The organism is Streptomyces sp. NPDC012794 (assembly GCF_042901085.1).
Taxonomy (GTDB): Bacteria; Actinomycetota; Actinomycetes; order Streptomycetales; family Streptomycetaceae; genus Streptomyces.
In genome coordinates this window covers 383,089-397,437 of sequence record NZ_JBIBCI010000004.1, presented here as the reverse complement: position 1 = coordinate 397,437, position 14,349 = coordinate 383,089, and the positions used below count along the sequence as shown (strand labels likewise).

At 73.9% G+C, this 14,349-nt stretch carries 14 protein-coding genes; 6 read left to right on the top strand and 8 right to left on the bottom strand.

The genetic code is table 11. The features are described 5' to 3' along the window. The first annotated feature begins 26 nt into the window (after window positions 1-26). Window positions 27-761 carry a MerR family transcriptional regulator gene (locus ACFY7H_RS10420; RefSeq protein ID WP_388935963.1) on the top strand — a complete coding sequence of 245 codons (735 nt, stop codon included), beginning with the start codon at window positions 27-29 and terminating at the stop codon, window positions 759-761. Next, on the top strand, window positions 758-1,567 hold the full coding sequence (locus ACFY7H_RS10415) for a hypothetical protein (RefSeq protein ID WP_388935960.1): 810 nt from the start codon (window positions 758-760) through the stop codon (window positions 1,565-1,567). Before ACFY7H_RS10420 ends, ACFY7H_RS10415 begins: the two co-directional genes overlap by 4 nt. Window positions 1,568-1,607: 40 nt before the next feature. Here the strand turns inward: ACFY7H_RS10415 and ACFY7H_RS10410 are convergent, their stop codons facing one another. After that, window positions 1,608-3,050 (bottom strand): RNB domain-containing ribonuclease, encoded by a 1,443-nt coding sequence (locus tag ACFY7H_RS10410; protein WP_388935957.1) that lies wholly within the window; start codon window positions 3,048-3,050, stop codon window positions 1,608-1,610. A gap of 164 nt (window positions 3,051-3,214) precedes the next feature. On the opposite strand from ACFY7H_RS10410, the gene yaaA reads away from it, so the two are divergent. Beyond that, window positions 3,215-4,015 carry a peroxide stress protein YaaA gene (gene yaaA / locus ACFY7H_RS10405; RefSeq protein ID WP_388935955.1) on the top strand — a complete coding sequence of 267 codons (801 nt, stop codon included), beginning with the start codon at window positions 3,215-3,217 and terminating at the stop codon, window positions 4,013-4,015. 109 nt (window positions 4,016-4,124) lie between these two features. Here yaaA and ACFY7H_RS10400 read toward each other — a convergent pair whose 3' ends face one another. Together ACFY7H_RS10400 and ACFY7H_RS10395 are read right to left on the bottom strand one after the other, a co-directional pair. Beyond that, the gene (locus ACFY7H_RS10400) at window positions 4,125-4,874 is read right to left on the bottom strand and encodes a bifunctional DNA primase/polymerase (protein ID WP_388935952.1); all 750 of its coding nucleotides are present in this window, start codon (window positions 4,872-4,874) and stop codon (window positions 4,125-4,127) included. A gap of 150 nt (window positions 4,875-5,024) precedes the next feature. Next, window positions 5,025-5,651 carry a TetR/AcrR family transcriptional regulator gene (locus ACFY7H_RS10395; protein WP_388935949.1) on the bottom strand — a complete coding sequence of 209 codons (627 nt, stop codon included), beginning with the start codon at window positions 5,649-5,651 and terminating at the stop codon, window positions 5,025-5,027. 156 nt (window positions 5,652-5,807) lie between these two features. Between ACFY7H_RS10395 and ddaH the strand changes: the two genes are divergently transcribed. After that, a complete protein-coding gene (gene ddaH / locus ACFY7H_RS10390; protein ID WP_388935946.1) occupies window positions 5,808-6,617 on the top strand; it encodes a dimethylargininase in 810 nt (269 codons plus the stop codon). 28 nt (window positions 6,618-6,645) lie between these two features. On the opposite strand, the gene ACFY7H_RS10385 is transcribed toward ddaH, so the two are convergent. Both ACFY7H_RS10385 and ACFY7H_RS10380 read right to left on the bottom strand, forming a co-directional pair. Continuing rightward, window positions 6,646-7,656 (bottom strand): small ribosomal subunit Rsm22 family protein, encoded by a 1,011-nt coding sequence (locus ACFY7H_RS10385; RefSeq protein WP_388935943.1) that lies wholly within the window; start codon window positions 7,654-7,656, stop codon window positions 6,646-6,648. A gap of 9 nt (window positions 7,657-7,665) precedes the next feature. Beyond that, the gene (locus tag ACFY7H_RS10380) at window positions 7,666-9,075 is read right to left on the bottom strand and encodes a multidrug effflux MFS transporter (protein WP_388935940.1); all 1,410 of its coding nucleotides are present in this window, start codon (window positions 9,073-9,075) and stop codon (window positions 7,666-7,668) included. A gap of 108 nt (window positions 9,076-9,183) precedes the next feature. On the opposite strand from ACFY7H_RS10380, the gene ACFY7H_RS10375 reads away from it, so the two are divergent. After that, window positions 9,184-9,945 (top strand): SDR family oxidoreductase, encoded by a 762-nt coding sequence (locus tag ACFY7H_RS10375; RefSeq protein ID WP_388935937.1) that lies wholly within the window; start codon window positions 9,184-9,186, stop codon window positions 9,943-9,945. Window positions 9,946-9,995: 50 nt separating this feature from the next. Here the strand turns inward: ACFY7H_RS10375 and efeU are convergent, their stop codons facing one another. The 3 genes from efeU to efeO are packed head-to-tail and all read right to left on the bottom strand — an operon-like array spanning window position 9,996 to window position 13,330. Further along, window positions 9,996-10,841 (bottom strand): iron uptake transporter permease EfeU, encoded by an 846-nt coding sequence (gene efeU / locus ACFY7H_RS10370; RefSeq protein ID WP_388935935.1) that lies wholly within the window; start codon window positions 10,839-10,841, stop codon window positions 9,996-9,998. Between the two features lie 43 nt (window positions 10,842-10,884). After that, the gene (efeB, locus tag ACFY7H_RS10365; RefSeq protein WP_388935932.1) at window positions 10,885-12,147 is read right to left on the bottom strand and encodes an iron uptake transporter deferrochelatase/peroxidase subunit; all 1,263 of its coding nucleotides are present in this window, start codon (window positions 12,145-12,147) and stop codon (window positions 10,885-10,887) included. 31 nt (window positions 12,148-12,178) lie between these two features. After that, entirely contained in the window at window positions 12,179-13,330 is a 1,152-nt protein-coding gene (efeO, locus tag ACFY7H_RS10360; protein WP_388935929.1) for an iron uptake system protein EfeO, read from the bottom strand. 365 nt (window positions 13,331-13,695) lie between these two features. Here efeO and ACFY7H_RS10355 point away from each other — a divergent pair, with 365 nt between their 5' ends. Then, complete coding sequence (locus ACFY7H_RS10355; RefSeq protein WP_388935926.1) at window positions 13,696-14,346, top strand: PhzF family phenazine biosynthesis protein; 651 nt, start codon at window positions 13,696-13,698, stop codon at window positions 14,344-14,346. The last annotated feature ends 3 nt before the right edge of the window (window positions 14,347-14,349 follow it).

Sequence of the window (14,349 nt, the reverse complement as noted above, 5' to 3'; positions counted from 1 at the left end):
GCAGCGGCAGGGTTTCTACTGGCGGCATGCGGATCGGAGAGATCGCCGCGCTGGTCGGGGTCACAACCCGGGCGGTCCGGCACTACCACCACGTCGGGCTGCTCCCGGAGCCGCCGAGACGCCCCAACGGCTATCGGGCCTACACCGTGCGCGACGCCGTACTCCTGGCCCGGGTGCGCCGGCTCACCGAGCTCGGGCTGGGCCTCGACGAAGTGCGCGGCGTCCTCGCCGACGACGCGGGGCGCGAGCCGGCCGACGTGCTCCGGGAGCTGGACGCCGACCTCGCGCGGCAGGAGGCCGAGCTGGCCGGGCGCCGACGCCGGCTCGCGGCGCTCCTCGCCGCCGCCTCCGACGAGGGCGAGCCGGTCCCGCCCGCGCTCGCCGCGCTGCTGGCGAAGGCGCCGCCGACGGACTCCCCGGCCGCCGCGAAGGACCGCGAGCACCTGACCCTGCTCGATGCCCCGGGCGCCGGCGGCGAGGAGCTCTACGCCCTGCTCGAGCCGCTGGCCTCGGACCCCGCGGTGCTCCGACTGTACGAGCGGCTGGACGAGCTGGCCGACGCCCCCGCCGACGACCCCCGGATCGGCCCGCTCGCCCGGGCCATGGTCGCCGCCGTCCCCGACGCGGTCTTCGACGCGATCCCGTCCGGCGGGCCCGTCGTCGCCGGGTTCGGGGAGGCGCTGCTCGCCGAGTACGCCCCCGCGCAGGCGGAGGTGGTACGCCGGGTGATGGCGGCTTTCATCGCGAGGGGGCGGCCATGAGCGCCGTACGCGCGGCCCGGATCGCGGCCGTCGCCGTGATGCCCGGCGAGCTGCTCCTCGTACTCTGCCTCGCGGCCGGGGTGCGTCCGCCCGGGTGGGCGACGGCCGCCGCCGAGGCGCTGCTGCTCGGGGCGCTGCTGCTGGAGGCCTGGGTGCTGTGCTCGCTGCGGCGCCGCACCGGCTCCTGGCGGGCGGCCGTACGGGCCGCCGTACCGGAGCCGGTCCTGCGGCTGCTGCTGCACGAGCTGCGGGCCACCGCCTCCCTGGGGCGGTGGATCGCGCGCCGCGAGCACGGGGTACGGCCGGGCGATCTCGCCGCCCGGTACACGGGACCGCAGACGGCCATGATGTACGGGCTGCTCTTCGTGTCGGTCGTCGAGACCGCCGCGCTGGCCGTGCTCATTCCCTGGCCCGCCGTGCACCGGGTGGTGCTGGTGCTCGACGTCTACGGGGTGCTGCTGGTGCTCGCCCTGCACGCCGCCTGCGTCACCCGCCCGCACGTGGTGCGGGCCGACGGGACGCTGCGGATCCGTTACGGGGCCCTGTTCGACCTGACCGTTCCGCCGGACGCGGTGGCCTCGGCCCGGGTGGAGCGGCGCTACCCCGAGGGCCGGCTCGTCACCCTCTCCGACGACGGGGTGCTCGACCTGATCGTGGGCGGCCAGACGACCGTCACCCTGGAGCTGAACCGCCCGCTGGACTTCCGCCGTCCGCTCGGCGCCCGCGCCCGGGCCCGCACGGTCCGTTTCCACGCCGACGACCCCCGCGCGCTGGTGACCGCGCTGCGGCAGGCCGCGGCCCCGTGACGTCACCCGTACGTGACGGTTGACGTCCGCTCACGCCCGCTCACGCCCGCGCGAAGAGGATCTTCGCCGCGCCCGGGTCGGCGTGGGTCAGGCGGACCCGGATCCGTTCGCCGAGCGGCAGCCGCCCCTCCTGGGACTCGACGCGGCCCACCACCGCCGGGTTCTCCAGGTGGACCGTCCCGACCCGCGGTTCCTGTTCCCTGACGTCGATGACCGTCGCCTCGAAGGTCTCCCCGACGCGGTCCTTGAGCAGGGCCGCCTCCACGAGGTCCACGCACTCCCGCTCGGCCGAGTTGGCCAGCCGGGTGCCGCCCGCCATCTCCTGCGGCAGCGCCTCCAGCGCCTCGACCGTCCACGCCGGGGGTTTCGCCCCCGCGGCCGCCGCCACGCACAGCTCACCGGCGTAGCGGTCGGCGAGCCGCCGCAGCGGGGCGGTGCAGTGCGCGTACGGGGCGGCGACCGCCGCGTGGAGGGCGGGGTCCGGGGTCCGGCCGCCGGTGAAGACCGTGTAGCCGGCGCCGCGCAGCAGGGTCGTGCACTCCTGGAGGAAGGCGGCGTGCGCGGGCAGGTGCGGGTCGAGGGAGCGGACGAGCACCGCGTACGGGACGTGGTGCGGCCACTCGATCCGCAGGGCCTTCGCGGCCCGGCGCAGCCGCCCGACCGCTCCGTCGGGGGCGGCGGGGAGGGTGCGCAGGATGCCCGTGCCGGTGGCCAGCATCAGTTCGGCGGCCGCCATGCCGGTCATCAGGGAGACCTGGGCGTTCCAGCCGTCGGCCGGGAGGGGGGCCCGGTAGGCCAGGCTGTACGAGCCGTCGTGCGCGATGACCTCCTGCTCGGGCACGCCCAGGGAGATCCCGCCGCGTGCGGCCTCCAGGGCCTCCCGCAGGGTCCCGATGTCCTTCAGCAGGGCCAGGGAGGGGTCGGCGGTGCCGGTGTCGACGGCCTTCTGCACGCCTTCGTAGTCCAGCCTGGCCCGGCTGCGCACCAGGGCCCGGCGCACGTCGGTGGTCTCGACCCGGCCGTCGGAGTCCAGGTCCATCCGCCATACGAGGGCCGGGCGGGTGCGGTCCGGCAGCAGGCTGGCCGCGTCCTCGGAGAGCACGGGCGGGTGCAGGGGCACCTTCGTGTCGGGGAAGTAGAGGGTGGTCACCCTGCGGTGGGCCTCGGCGTCGAGGGCGCCGCCCGGGGCGACGAACGCGGCGACGTCGGCGATGGCGTAGTGCACGCGGTAGCCGCCGGTGGACCGCTTCGCCAGGTGCATGGCCTGGTCGAGGTCCATGGAGGCGGGCGGGTCGACGGTGAAGAAGGGCAGGCCGGTCAGGTCCTCGGACGGCAGCCGGGGGGAGGCGGCCGCCCGCTCGGCCTCGGCGAGCACCTCGGCCGGGAAGGTGCCGGGCACGCCCAGCCGCGCCCGCAGGTCGCCCAGCGCGGCGCGCAGGGCCGCCCCGTCCGTTCCGGCCATGTGCATGTGACGGCGTGGCATGGACCGAGCGTAGGCCGACTCCGCCGGATCCGCGCGGGCCGGCCGGGCCGCCGGCGGGCGGGGCGCGGGCGTGGCCGTTCGCCTGTGACCGGGTGGCGGCGGGCCGTCTACCCTGGCTCGGGGGCCGCATCCCCTGCGCCGTGTCGTCATGAAGGAGAACCACCGTGCTCGTGCTGCTGCCGCCCTCCGAGGGAAAGGCCGCCGGCGGCTCCGGCGCACCGCTCGACCCCGCGTCCCTGTCACTGCCGGGCCTGGCCCCCGCGCGGGCGGCCGTACTGGAGGAACTCGTCGAGCTGTGCGCGGCGGACGAACCGAAGGCGCGTGAGGTGCTCGGCCTCAGCGAGGGGCTGCGCGGGGAGGTCGCGAAGAACGCCGCCCTGCGCTCGGCGCCGGCCCGCCCGGCCGGGGAGATCTACACCGGTGTGCTCTACGACGCCCTGGACCTGGCGGGGCTGCCGGCGCCCGCGCGGGAGCCGGCCGAGCGGTCGCTGCTGGTGTTCTCCGGGCTGTGGGGCGCGGTGCGGGTGACCGACCGGATCCCCTCCTACCGCTGCTCGATGGGGGTCAAGCTGCCGGGTCAGGGCGCGCTGGGCGCGTACTGGCGTACGCCGATGGCTGAGGTGATGCCGGAGGCGGCGGGGGACGGGCTGGTGCTGGACCTGCGCTCGTCGGCGTACGCGTCGGCGTGGAAGCCGAAGGGGGAGACGGCGGGCCGGACCGCCACCGTGCGGGTGCTGCACGCGCAGATCGTGGACGGGGTGGAGAAGCGCTCGGTGGTGAGCCACTTCAACAAGGCCACCAAGGGCCGCCTGGTACGCGACCTGCTGCTGGCCGGGGCCGTCCCGGCGTCGCCGGCGGAGCTGGTGACGGCCCTGCGGGACCTGGGCTACGTGGTGGAGGCCGAGGCCCCCGCGAAGCCGGCGAAGGCCTGGTCCCTCGACGTGGTCGTCACCCAGGTCCACTGACCCGCGCGCCGCGGGCGCATCGCGCGCGGCACCTGCCCGTCGGCGGCGCCCCGCGCGCGGGCGCGAGCCGCCCGCACGGCCGGCCCACCGGCCTGCGGGCGGCGGGGCTTCAGCGTCCCAGCGGCCAGGCCACCGCGGCCGGGGTCTGGTCCGTCGTGCCCGCGTACTGGGCGCAGGCGTCCGTGAGGGTCTCCAGGAGGGTCAGCGGGTCCGGGAGCGGGTGGCGGACGTCGCGCAGCCAGCTCACCGAGTGGTCGCCCGGCAGGGCGGCAGGGGGGAGCAGTACGTAGCTGCCGCGGCAGTGCCAGCGCAGGCCGGGGTGTTCGTCCATGGTCTCGGGGTGGCAGTCCAGTTCGCAGGGCCACCATTCGTCCTCGTCCTCCGGCGTCCCGCGGGTCGCCGTGAAGAAGAGCATCCGGGCCTGTTCGCCGGTGCCGCCCGATTCGGCGACGGGACCGACCTCGATGCCGGCGGCGAGCAGGCGCTCCAGCGCGCTGCGGCCGGCTTCCAGGGGGACGTCCAGGACGTCGTGCACCATGCCCGTCGCGGTGATGAAGTTGGCCTGGGGCTGGTTGCGGGCCCAGCGCTCGACCTGCGCGCGGTCGGTGGTCGACTGGGTCTGCCAGGCGAAGGAGACGGGGTGCCGTGCGGGCGTGGGACAGCCGATGCGGTCGCACGAACATCGGTACCCCGCGGGATGTGCGGCCGGGGCGAGGGGGAGTCCGGCGGCGGCGACGGCGAGCAGCAGGGCTTCTCGCTCCTTGCCGGGGTCCTCGGGGGCGGGTTTCGAGCGGCGGCGCAGCCACTGGGAAATCCTGCTCTGCTCGCCGCGTTTGACGCGGCCGGTCTCAGACCCCATCTATCCCCTCACCTCACCGTTGCCCCGGCAGACCATTCCATGGTCCCACCATCGGGGGCGCCGGGTGACCGCACCCCCCGAACGGACTCCGCGATCGAGATCCCCGCATAAACAGATAATCCGGCCATATGCCTCTCGGTCACGCCGCCGTCACCCGCCCGACCGCGGCGCGGCGGTGACGTATCCCACGCCGCCCAGCACCGCGTCCACCAGCGCGTCCGCGAACGCGTGCGTCAGCGGCGCGGTCCGCATCAGCCACCGGTACGTCAGCGGACCCACCAGCATCTCCACGGTCAGCCGTAGATCCAGGTCCGCCGGGAGCTGACCGGCCTCGGCGGCCGCCCGCAGCCGCGCCTCGTACAGCGCCAGCTGCGGCTCCAGCAGCTTCTCCGTGAAGCGCGCCCCCAGCTCCGGGTCGGTCGCCCCGGCGGCGGTCAGGGCGCGCGCGGGGGCCTCGTACCGCGGGTCGGCGAACTCGTCGGCCGTGGCCCGCAGCACGGCCTTCAGGTCCGCCGCCAGGTCCCCGGTGTCGGGGAAGCCGCTCCAGCCGGCCTCCGCACCGGCGTCCCCGGCCAGCGCCAGCGAGGCGTCCAGCAGGACGGCGGCCTTCGACGGCCACCAGCGGTAGATCGTCTGCTTGCCGACTCCCGCGCGGGCCGCGATGGCCTCGATGGTCAGCTTGTTGTAGCCGACCTCGCCGACCAGCACGAGGGCGGCGTCGAGGATGGCGCGCCGGGAACGGTCGCTGCGCCGGGTGGCGTCGGGGGACTTGGTCACCGGTCCAACGTATCAAGCCGGTCCGAGACGTATCGTCTCCGAGCCGTTGTGGTAAACCACCCGATCAGTTCACTGCGCGGTCACCCCGGAGGAGAGACGATTCTCTCGACACGCACAGCACCGTGAGTCCGTAGTCGTAGTCGTGAGGAGCCTTCTTTGCGCAGAGACGCCACACCCCGGCGCTACCTGATGTGCCCACCCGCGCACTTCAGGGTCACGTACTCCATCAACCCGTGGATGGACCCCACGAAACCGGTGGACCTGCCCCTCGCACAAGCCCAGTGGGAAGACCTGAGGGACCGCTACCTCTCCCTCGGCCACACCGTGGAGACCCTCGTCCCCGATCCCGGCCTGCCCGACATGGTCTTCGCCGCGAACGGGGCCCTCGTCATCGACGGCCGGGTGCTCGGCGCCCGCTTCGCCTACCCGGAACGCGCCGCCGAGGCGGAGATCCACCTCGACTGGTTCCGCGCGAACGGCTTCACGGACGTGCACGAACCCTCGCACGTCAACGAGGGCGAGGGGGACTTCGCCGTCACGGCCGGCTACATCCTGGCCGGCCGGGGCTTCCGCTCCAGCCCGCTCTCGCACGACGAGGCGCAGGAGTTCTTCGGCCGCCCGGTCATCGGGCTCGACCTGGTGGACCCGCGCTACTACCACCTGGACACGGCGCTCTGCGTCCTCGACGGCGACGAGATCATGTACCACCCGTCGGCGTTCTCCCGGGGCAGCCGGGCCGTGCTGCGCAGGCTGTTCCCGGACGCCCTGCTCGTGGAGGACGAGGACGCCGCCGCCTTCGGCCTGAACTCGGTCTCCGACGGACGCCACGTCCTGCTCCCGCAGGGCGCGACCGGGCTCCTGGCCCCGCTGCGGGACCGGGGCTTCGAGCCGATCCCGATGGACCTCGGCGAGCTGCTCAAGGGCGGCGGCAGCGTCAAGTGCTGCACCCAGGAGCTGCGCCCCTGAGGCCCGGCGGATCGGGGGCGGGCAGCCGCTAGCCGTGGTCCGGGGCGGGGGGCCAGGCGGCGCCCCATTCGGTGTCCCGGGCCGCCTTGTAGAGGGAGCCGTGGCGCTTGGTGACCGTCGCCCGGGACAGCCCCGTTTCCTCGGGACCGCACAGGTCCAGCAGGACCAGCCCCTTCCGGATCTGCGGCTTGCGCGTGATCCGGGAGGGGACCGGCCTCACGGGGAACCGGGTCGCCGCGACGTAGCTGAACTTCTCGTCCTCGTACGGCAGGGACCCGCCCTTGACCTGCCGGTGGAGGGAGGAGCGGCTGACCCGCGCCGAGAAGTGGCACCAGTCCTGCCCGGCCTCGATGGGGCAGGCCCCGTCGTGCGGGCAGGGCGCCGCCACCGTCATCCCGGCCTCGATCAGCTGCTCGCGGGCCTCGCGGATGCGCAGGTACCCCTCGGGCGTGCCCGGCTCGATCAGCACCACCGCCCGGCCCGCGCGGGCCGCCTCCGCGACGACCGCCCGACGGGCCTGCGCGGTCAGTTCACCGAGTACGTACGACACGGTCACCAGGTCGGCGTCGGGCAGGACGATCCCGCTCCCGATGACGGCCCGGTGCCATTCGGCCGCGCGCAGCACCGCGGAGGACGAGCGGTCCGCCAGCTCCTTGCCGAGCGCCAGCGCCGGCTCCGCCCAGTCCAGCACCGTCGTCTCGCGGGGCCCGTCCCAGGTGGCGTCCACCGCCCAGGTCGCGGCACCCGTGCCGCCGCCCACGTCCACGTGCGAGCCCGGCGTCCACTCAGGCGCGGCTCCGGCCAGCCCGTCCAGGGCGGAGCGCACGGCTTCGAAGGTGGCCGGCATCCGGTACGCCGCGTACGCCGCGACGTCGGAGCGGTCGCGCAGGACGGGGGCGTCGGTGGGGGTGGTACCCCGGTAGCTGGCGATCAGGCGCTCGACGGCGGCCGAGGCCTGCTTCGGCGGGAGCCCGTCGAGCAGCCCGGCGAGGGCGCTGCGGAGGGTGTCGGCGGTGGTGGGGGCGGGTGCGGCGGTCACCAGCGAAGTTTACGGCGCCCCGGGCGCCGCGGACGCGGCCGGTCCGGGAGGGGCCGCCGGGGTGCCCGGGGCCGCCGGTGCGCCGCCCGGTACGGCCATGGGCTCGCGCAGCCGCCAGGGCCGGCACATCCCGAGGAAGCAGGCCACCGCCAGCAGCGAGCAGCTCAGCTGCACCACCGCCATCGGCACCGCCGTGTCCTCCCCGGCGATCCCGACCAGCGGCGAGGCGACCGCCCCGACCAGGAACGAGGAGGTGCCCAGCAACGCGGACGCCGACCCGGCGGCGTGCGGGGTGCGCATCAGGGCCTGCGCGTTGGTGTTCGGCAGGACCAGACCCATCGCCGACATCAGCACGAACAGCGCGGCGGCGACGGGCACCAGCCCGGCCTTCCCGAACACCCCGGCCGACATCAGCAGCAGGGCGACGGAGGCGGCGGTGATGACGGCCAGGCCCGCGCCCAGGGCCTTGTCCAGGCTGATCCGGCCGACCAGCAGCTTGCCGTTGATCTGGCCGACGGCGATCAGCCCGACGGAGTTCAGGCCGAACAGCAGGCTGAAGGCCTGCGGGGAGGCCCCGTAGATCTCCTGCACGACGAAGGGCGAGGCGGCTATGTAGGAGAAGAGCACCGCGAAGGCGAAGCCGCCCGCCAGGGTGTAGCCGGCGAAGACCCGGTCGCCGAGCAGCCCGCGCATGGTCCGCAGCGCGGCCCCCACCCCACCGGTCTGGCGCCGCTCGGGCGGCAGCGTCTCGCCGAGGCCGTGCCACACCAGCAGGGTGAGTGCGAGGCCGACGGCGGTGAGGACGGCGAAGACCCCGCGCCAGTCGGCGAAGCGGAGCACCTGGCCGCCGATGAGCGGCGCGACGATCGGGGCGGCCCCGGATATCAGCATCAGGGTGGAGAAGAAGCGGGCCATCTCCACCCCGTCGTACAGGTCGCGCACGACGGCCCGCGCGATCACGATGGCGGCCGCCCCGGCCAGGCCCTGGAGCAGGCGGAAGCCGATCAGCAGCTCGGCGCTCGGGGCGAGGGCGCAGATCGCGGTGGCGAGGACGTAGACGACCATGCCGGTCAGCAGTGGCCGGCGGCGGCCCCACTTGTCGCTCATGGGGCCGATGACCAGCTGGCCGAGCGCCATGCCGGCGAGGCAGGAGGTGAGGGTGAGCTGGACGGTCGCGGCCGGACTGCGCAGGGCGGTGGTGACCTCCGGCAGGGCCGGCAGGTACATGTCCATGGAGAGCGGGGGGAGCGCGCTGAGGCCGCCGAGGACGAAGGTGACCAGCAGGCTGGTGCGGCGCGCCGCCGTCAGGGGGGCGGTGGTGCCGGGGGACTTCCCGGACGGGGGCTCGGGGGGCGGTTCGGGGGACGGCTCGGGTGACGGCCCGTGCGAGGGGGCCGTCGGGGGGCCACTCTCCGACATGCGGAACTCCAGTCTTTTCATCTGCTTTATCCACCCCTGGCCGACCCATGCTCTCAGCTGTCGGAACGCCCCGGGCCGCATGTCCGCTGTGACGTACTCTGCGGCCCCATGAGCGCACCCGCGAAGAAGACCGCTGTAGTGACCGGAGCCGGTTCCGGGATCGGCCGTTCCGTGGCCCTGGCCCTGGCCGGCGCAGGCTGGTCGGTGGCCGTGGCCGGGCGGCGGACCGGTCCGCTGGAGGAGACGGCCGCCGCGGCCGGGGCGGGCGCGGACGTGCTGCCCGTACGGGCCGACGTCAGCGACCCGCAGGACGTCGCCGCGCTGTTCGACACGGTCCGGGCCCGCTACGGACGCCTCGACCTGCTCTTCAACAACGCCGGCACCTTCGGTCCCGCCGGGGTCCCGCTGGAGGACATCGCGTACGAGGCCTGGCGCCAGGTCGTGGACGTCAACCTGACCGGCTCCTTCCTCTGCGCGCAGGCGGCGTTCCGGCTGATGAAGGAGCAGGATCCGCAGGGCGGCCGGATCATCAACAACGGCTCCATCTCGGCCCACGTCCCCCGCCCCCACTCCATCGCCTACACCGCGACCAAGCACGCCATGACCGGCCTGACCAAGTCCCTGTCGCTCGACGGGCGGCCGTACCGGATCGCCTGCGGCCAGATCGACATCGGCAACGCGGCCACCGAGATGACCGAGCGGATGCGGACCGGCATCCTCCAGGCGAACGGACAGCTGGCGGTGGAGCCGGTGATGGACGCCGCCGACGTGGCCCGCACGGTGCTGCACATGGCGGAGCTGCCGCTGGAGGCCAACGTCCAGTTCGCGACGGTGATGGCCACCGCGATGCCGTACATCGGCAGGGGCTGACCGCCCGGCCCGAACCGCCCCGGCCCGTCCCCGGGGCGCGGCCACCCCGGTCAGGTCCGGGACTTGGCGGGGGCCGGGGTCCCGGTCGCGCCGCGCAGGCGGGCCGGGAGGAGGAAGAGGGTCAGGACGACCGCCAGGTAGAGGGACCACACCACCAGCTGGTGGACGGTCGGGTCCGGCTGGAAGTTGAAGACGCCCTTGAGGAGGACCCCGTACCAGCTGTCCGGCGGCACCGCCGAGCTGACGTCGAACGCCTTGTCCTGGAGGCCGCCGAGGAACCGGGCCTCCTGGAGGTCGTGGACCCCGTACGCGAGCACGCCCGCGGCGACGATCACCAGCATCCCGCCGGTCCACGTGAAGAACCTCGCCAGGTTGATCTTCAGGGCGCCGCGGTAGAACAGCCAGCCGAGGACGACGGCGGTCGCGATGCCCAGCAGTACGCCGATCAGCGGCGCGGAGGACCCCTCGCCGCTCGCGCGGACCGACGCCCACACGAACAGCGCCGTCTCCAGGCCCTCGCGGCCCACCGCCAGGAAGGCGGTGGCGACCAGCGCGCCGGTACCGATGGCGAGCGCCGAGTCGAGCCTGCCGTGCAGTTCGGCCTTCAGGTGCCGCGCGGTGCGCTTCATCCAGAAGACCATCCACGTCACCAGGCCCACCGAGACGATCGACAGGGTGCCGCCCAGCAGCTCCTGCGCCTCGAAGGTCAGCTCCTGGGTGCCGAACTCCAGCAGCGCGCCGAAGGCGAGCGAGAGCCCGCAGGCGATCGCGATGCCGAGCCAGACCGGGCGCAGCGCGGCCCGGTTCCCGGTCTTGACCAGGTAGGCGACGAGGATGCAGACGACCAGGCTGGCCTCCAGCCCCTCGCGCAGGCCGATCAGATAGTTGCCGAACACGACGTTTTCCTCTCCGGCGGGTACTCGGGCGAACGGCGGGGACTTATGCGAACAGAGTCCGGCCCCACCAGTCGTCCTTGTCGCGGACGCCCGGCGGGACGGCGAAGACCGCCGAACCCACGTGCTGGATGTACTCGTTCAGGACGTCCGACTTCGCCAGCCGGCGCTGGATGGGGATGAAGCCCTTGCGGAGGTCACGCTGGTAGGCCAGGAAGAACAGGCCCGCGTCGAGCCGGCCCAGGCCGTCCGTGCCGTCGGTGAAGGAGTAGCCGCGCCGCAGGATCGTCGCCCCGTCATTGCTGTCGGGGTGCGCGAGGCGCACGTGCGCCTCCGGCTTCATCGCCTTCAGGAAGGGCTCGTCGCGTTCCTTGGACTTGCCCACAGGGGCGCCCTCGCCCTTGTCGCGGCCGAAGATGTCCTCCTGCTCCTGGAGGGAGGTGCGGTCCCAGGTCTCGATGTTCATCCGGATCCGCCGGGCCACCAAGTACGAACCGCCCGTCAGCCAGTCGCTGCCGTCGCCCGCGCCGACCCACACGTGCTGGTCGAGGGCGGCGGTGTCGGTGCCCGAGATGTTTCGGGTGCCGTCCTTGAAACCCATCATGTTGCGCGGGGTCTGCTCGTCCGGGGTGGTGGACGAGGTCTTGCCGAAGCCCAGCTGCGACCAGCGCACCGCGACCTTGCCGAAGCCGATGCGGGCCAGCTGGCGGATGGCGTGCACGGCGACCTGCGGGTCGTCGGCGCAGGCCTGGACGCACAGGTCGCCGCCGGAGCGGGCCGCGTCCAGGTTGTCGCCGGGGAAGAGCTCCAGGTCCACCAGCGCCTCGGGGCGCCTGCCCTCCAGACCGAAGCGGTCCCTGGCGAACAGGCCCGGGCCGAAGCCGACGGTCAGGGTGAGGCGGGAGGGCTTGAGGCCGAGGGCCTCGCCGGTGTCGGTGGGCGGGGCCTCGGGCAGGCCGCCGTACGCGTCGCCGACCGGCTGCCCGGCCGTCATCAGCCGGGCAGCCGCCGTCCAGGCCTTGAGGAGTCCGACCAGCTCGTCGCGGCTCTTCGTCCGCACGTCGAAGGCCGCGAAGTGCAGCCGGTCCTGGACGGCGCTCGCGATGCCGGCCTGGTGCTCGCCGTGGAAGGGCACCGCCGCCCCGGCCGCGGCCGCCGGGGAGACGTCCGGGCCACCGCCGAAGGCGGCCACCGCGCCGCCGGCCGCGGCCGCGCCGACCGCAAGCCCGGCCCCGCCCCAGCCGAGTACGGCACGGCGCGAGGGCGCGCCGGCGGCGTCCGTGGTCTCTTCCGGCATCTCGTCGGTCATGGTGGATCTCCCGCCTCTGCCTGGCTCCGGACTACTTGACGACCGCGGCGGCCAGCTTGGAGAGGGGCTCGGCCAGTGCGTTCACACCGTCCGAGAGCTCCTTGCGCTCCGCCTCGCCGACCTTGTCGTAGGAGGTGAACTCGTAGCCGTTCTTGTCGGCGCGGTACTTGTCGAGCAGGGTGTTCAGCGCGGCGAACTGGGTGTCCAGCTGCTTGGCGAGCTCCGGCTCGTTCTTGACGGTGACCGCCTTGAGGAGCTCGTAGGACTTCTGGGCGCCCTCGACGTTGGCCTTGAAGTCGACCAGGTCGGTGTGGCTGTAGCGCTCTTCCTCGCCCGTCACCTTGCCGGTGGCGACCTCGTCGAGCAGCTCCTTGGCGCCGTTGGCCATGGAGGTGGGGGTGATCTCGGCCTGGCCGACCTTCTTCCGCCATGCGGTCAGGTCGGTGATCAGGGTGTCGGCGAGCTTCTTCTCCTCGTCGCCGATCTTGCCGTCCTGGAAGAGGGACTTCTCCAGGCGGTGCCAGCCGGTCCAGTCCTTGGCCGGGTCCTGGCCGGCCTCCAGGCCGTCCTCGCGGACGTCGACCTTCGGGTCGATGTCGCCGAAGGACTCGGCGACGGGCTCGGTGCGCTCCCAGCCGATGCGGGAGGGGGCGTAGGCCTTCTTCGCGGCCTCCACGTCCCCGGCCTTGACGGCGTCGGCGAAGACCTGGGCCTTCGGCAGGGTCTCGTCGGCCTGCTCCTGGACGTACTTGCGGTACGCGGCGACCGCGGCGTCCAGTTCGGGGCTGCGCTTCTCGGTGCCGCCCTTGCCGGTGGCCTTGACCTTCGTGCGGATGCCGTCGCCCTTCATGCCGGGCTTGCAGACGAACTCGTAGTCGCCCGCCTTGATCTCCGCGGTGATGGTGGCCTTGGTGCCGGGGCCGATGTTCTCCCGCTCGGAGACGATCCGGTCGTCCGGGAAGAGCACGTAGAGCTCGGTCACCTTGGAGCCCTTGTTCTCCACCTCGATGGAGACCTTGCCGGCCGGGAACTCGGTCCGCGAGACCTCGCAGGCGCTGTCGGTCGCGTTCACGTGGATCGCTCCGGAACCGCTCGTGTCGCTCTTCTCGGCGCAGCCGGTGACTGCGGTGAGCGCGGAGACGGCTGCTGCCGCGGTGAGCACGGTGAGGCGGGCGGGGCGCATGGGGGCTCCTGGGGGAAGGCGGGGGCAGGCCGGTGAGGCGGGGCGGGCTGGTGAGGCCGCCCTAACTTAACCGAGGCTTACCTGACCGGCACCCAGTCGTCCAGTGATTCGTCTCTCAGGTTCCGGCCCCGGACACGGGCCCGTCACGACCCCTCCATGAGCCCCTCAAGGGAGGGTCAAACGGGAGTCAAGCGCCGTCGATCCGGCCCCCGCGGGGCCCGGCCGGGCGGCGGACGCGGAGTGCGGCGGCCCCGTACCGGGACCGCCGGCGGGGCGCCCGGGCGCGGAGGGGCGAGCACCTCCACCGGCATCCGTGCGCTCCCCGGCCACCGGGCCCGGACGCCGCGCCGTGCTTGAATGCCAGCGTGAACGATCTAGACGTGATCAAGGTCTTCTGCGCGGGTGACGGCCGCTTCGGCAACCTGCTCGGAGTCGTCCGCGACGGCCGCACCTGCCCGGACGACACCTCCCGGCAGGCCCTCGCCGCCGAACTGGGCTACAGCGAGACGGTGTTCGTCGACGACCCAGAGCGCGGGGTCGTCGACATCCGCACCCCCGGCACCCGGATGTCCTTCGCCGGACACCCGCTGGTCGGGGTCGCCTGGCTGCTGGACATCGAGGAGCTCCAGCCGCCCGCCGGATCCGTATGGGCGCGCGACGACGGGGAGTTCACCTGGATCACCGCCCGCCCCGAGTGGGTCACCGGCAAGCGCACCGAGCAGTACGCCACCCCCGCCGAGGTCGACGCGCTGCCCGCCCCGCCGCCCGGCGAGGGCTGGCTGTACGCGTGGGCCTGGGAGGACGAGACCGCGGGACGGATCCGCGCCCGCGGCTTCCCGCGCCGCCCGGACGGGGTCATCACCGAGGACGAGGCCACCGGCTCGGCGGCGATACTCCTCACCGCCGAGCTGAACCGCGCCCTCAACATCACCCAGGGCGCCGGCTCCCAGATCCTCACGGCCCCCGGCCCCGACGGCACGATCGAGATCGGCGGCCGCGTCCGCTTCGCCTCGTGACGG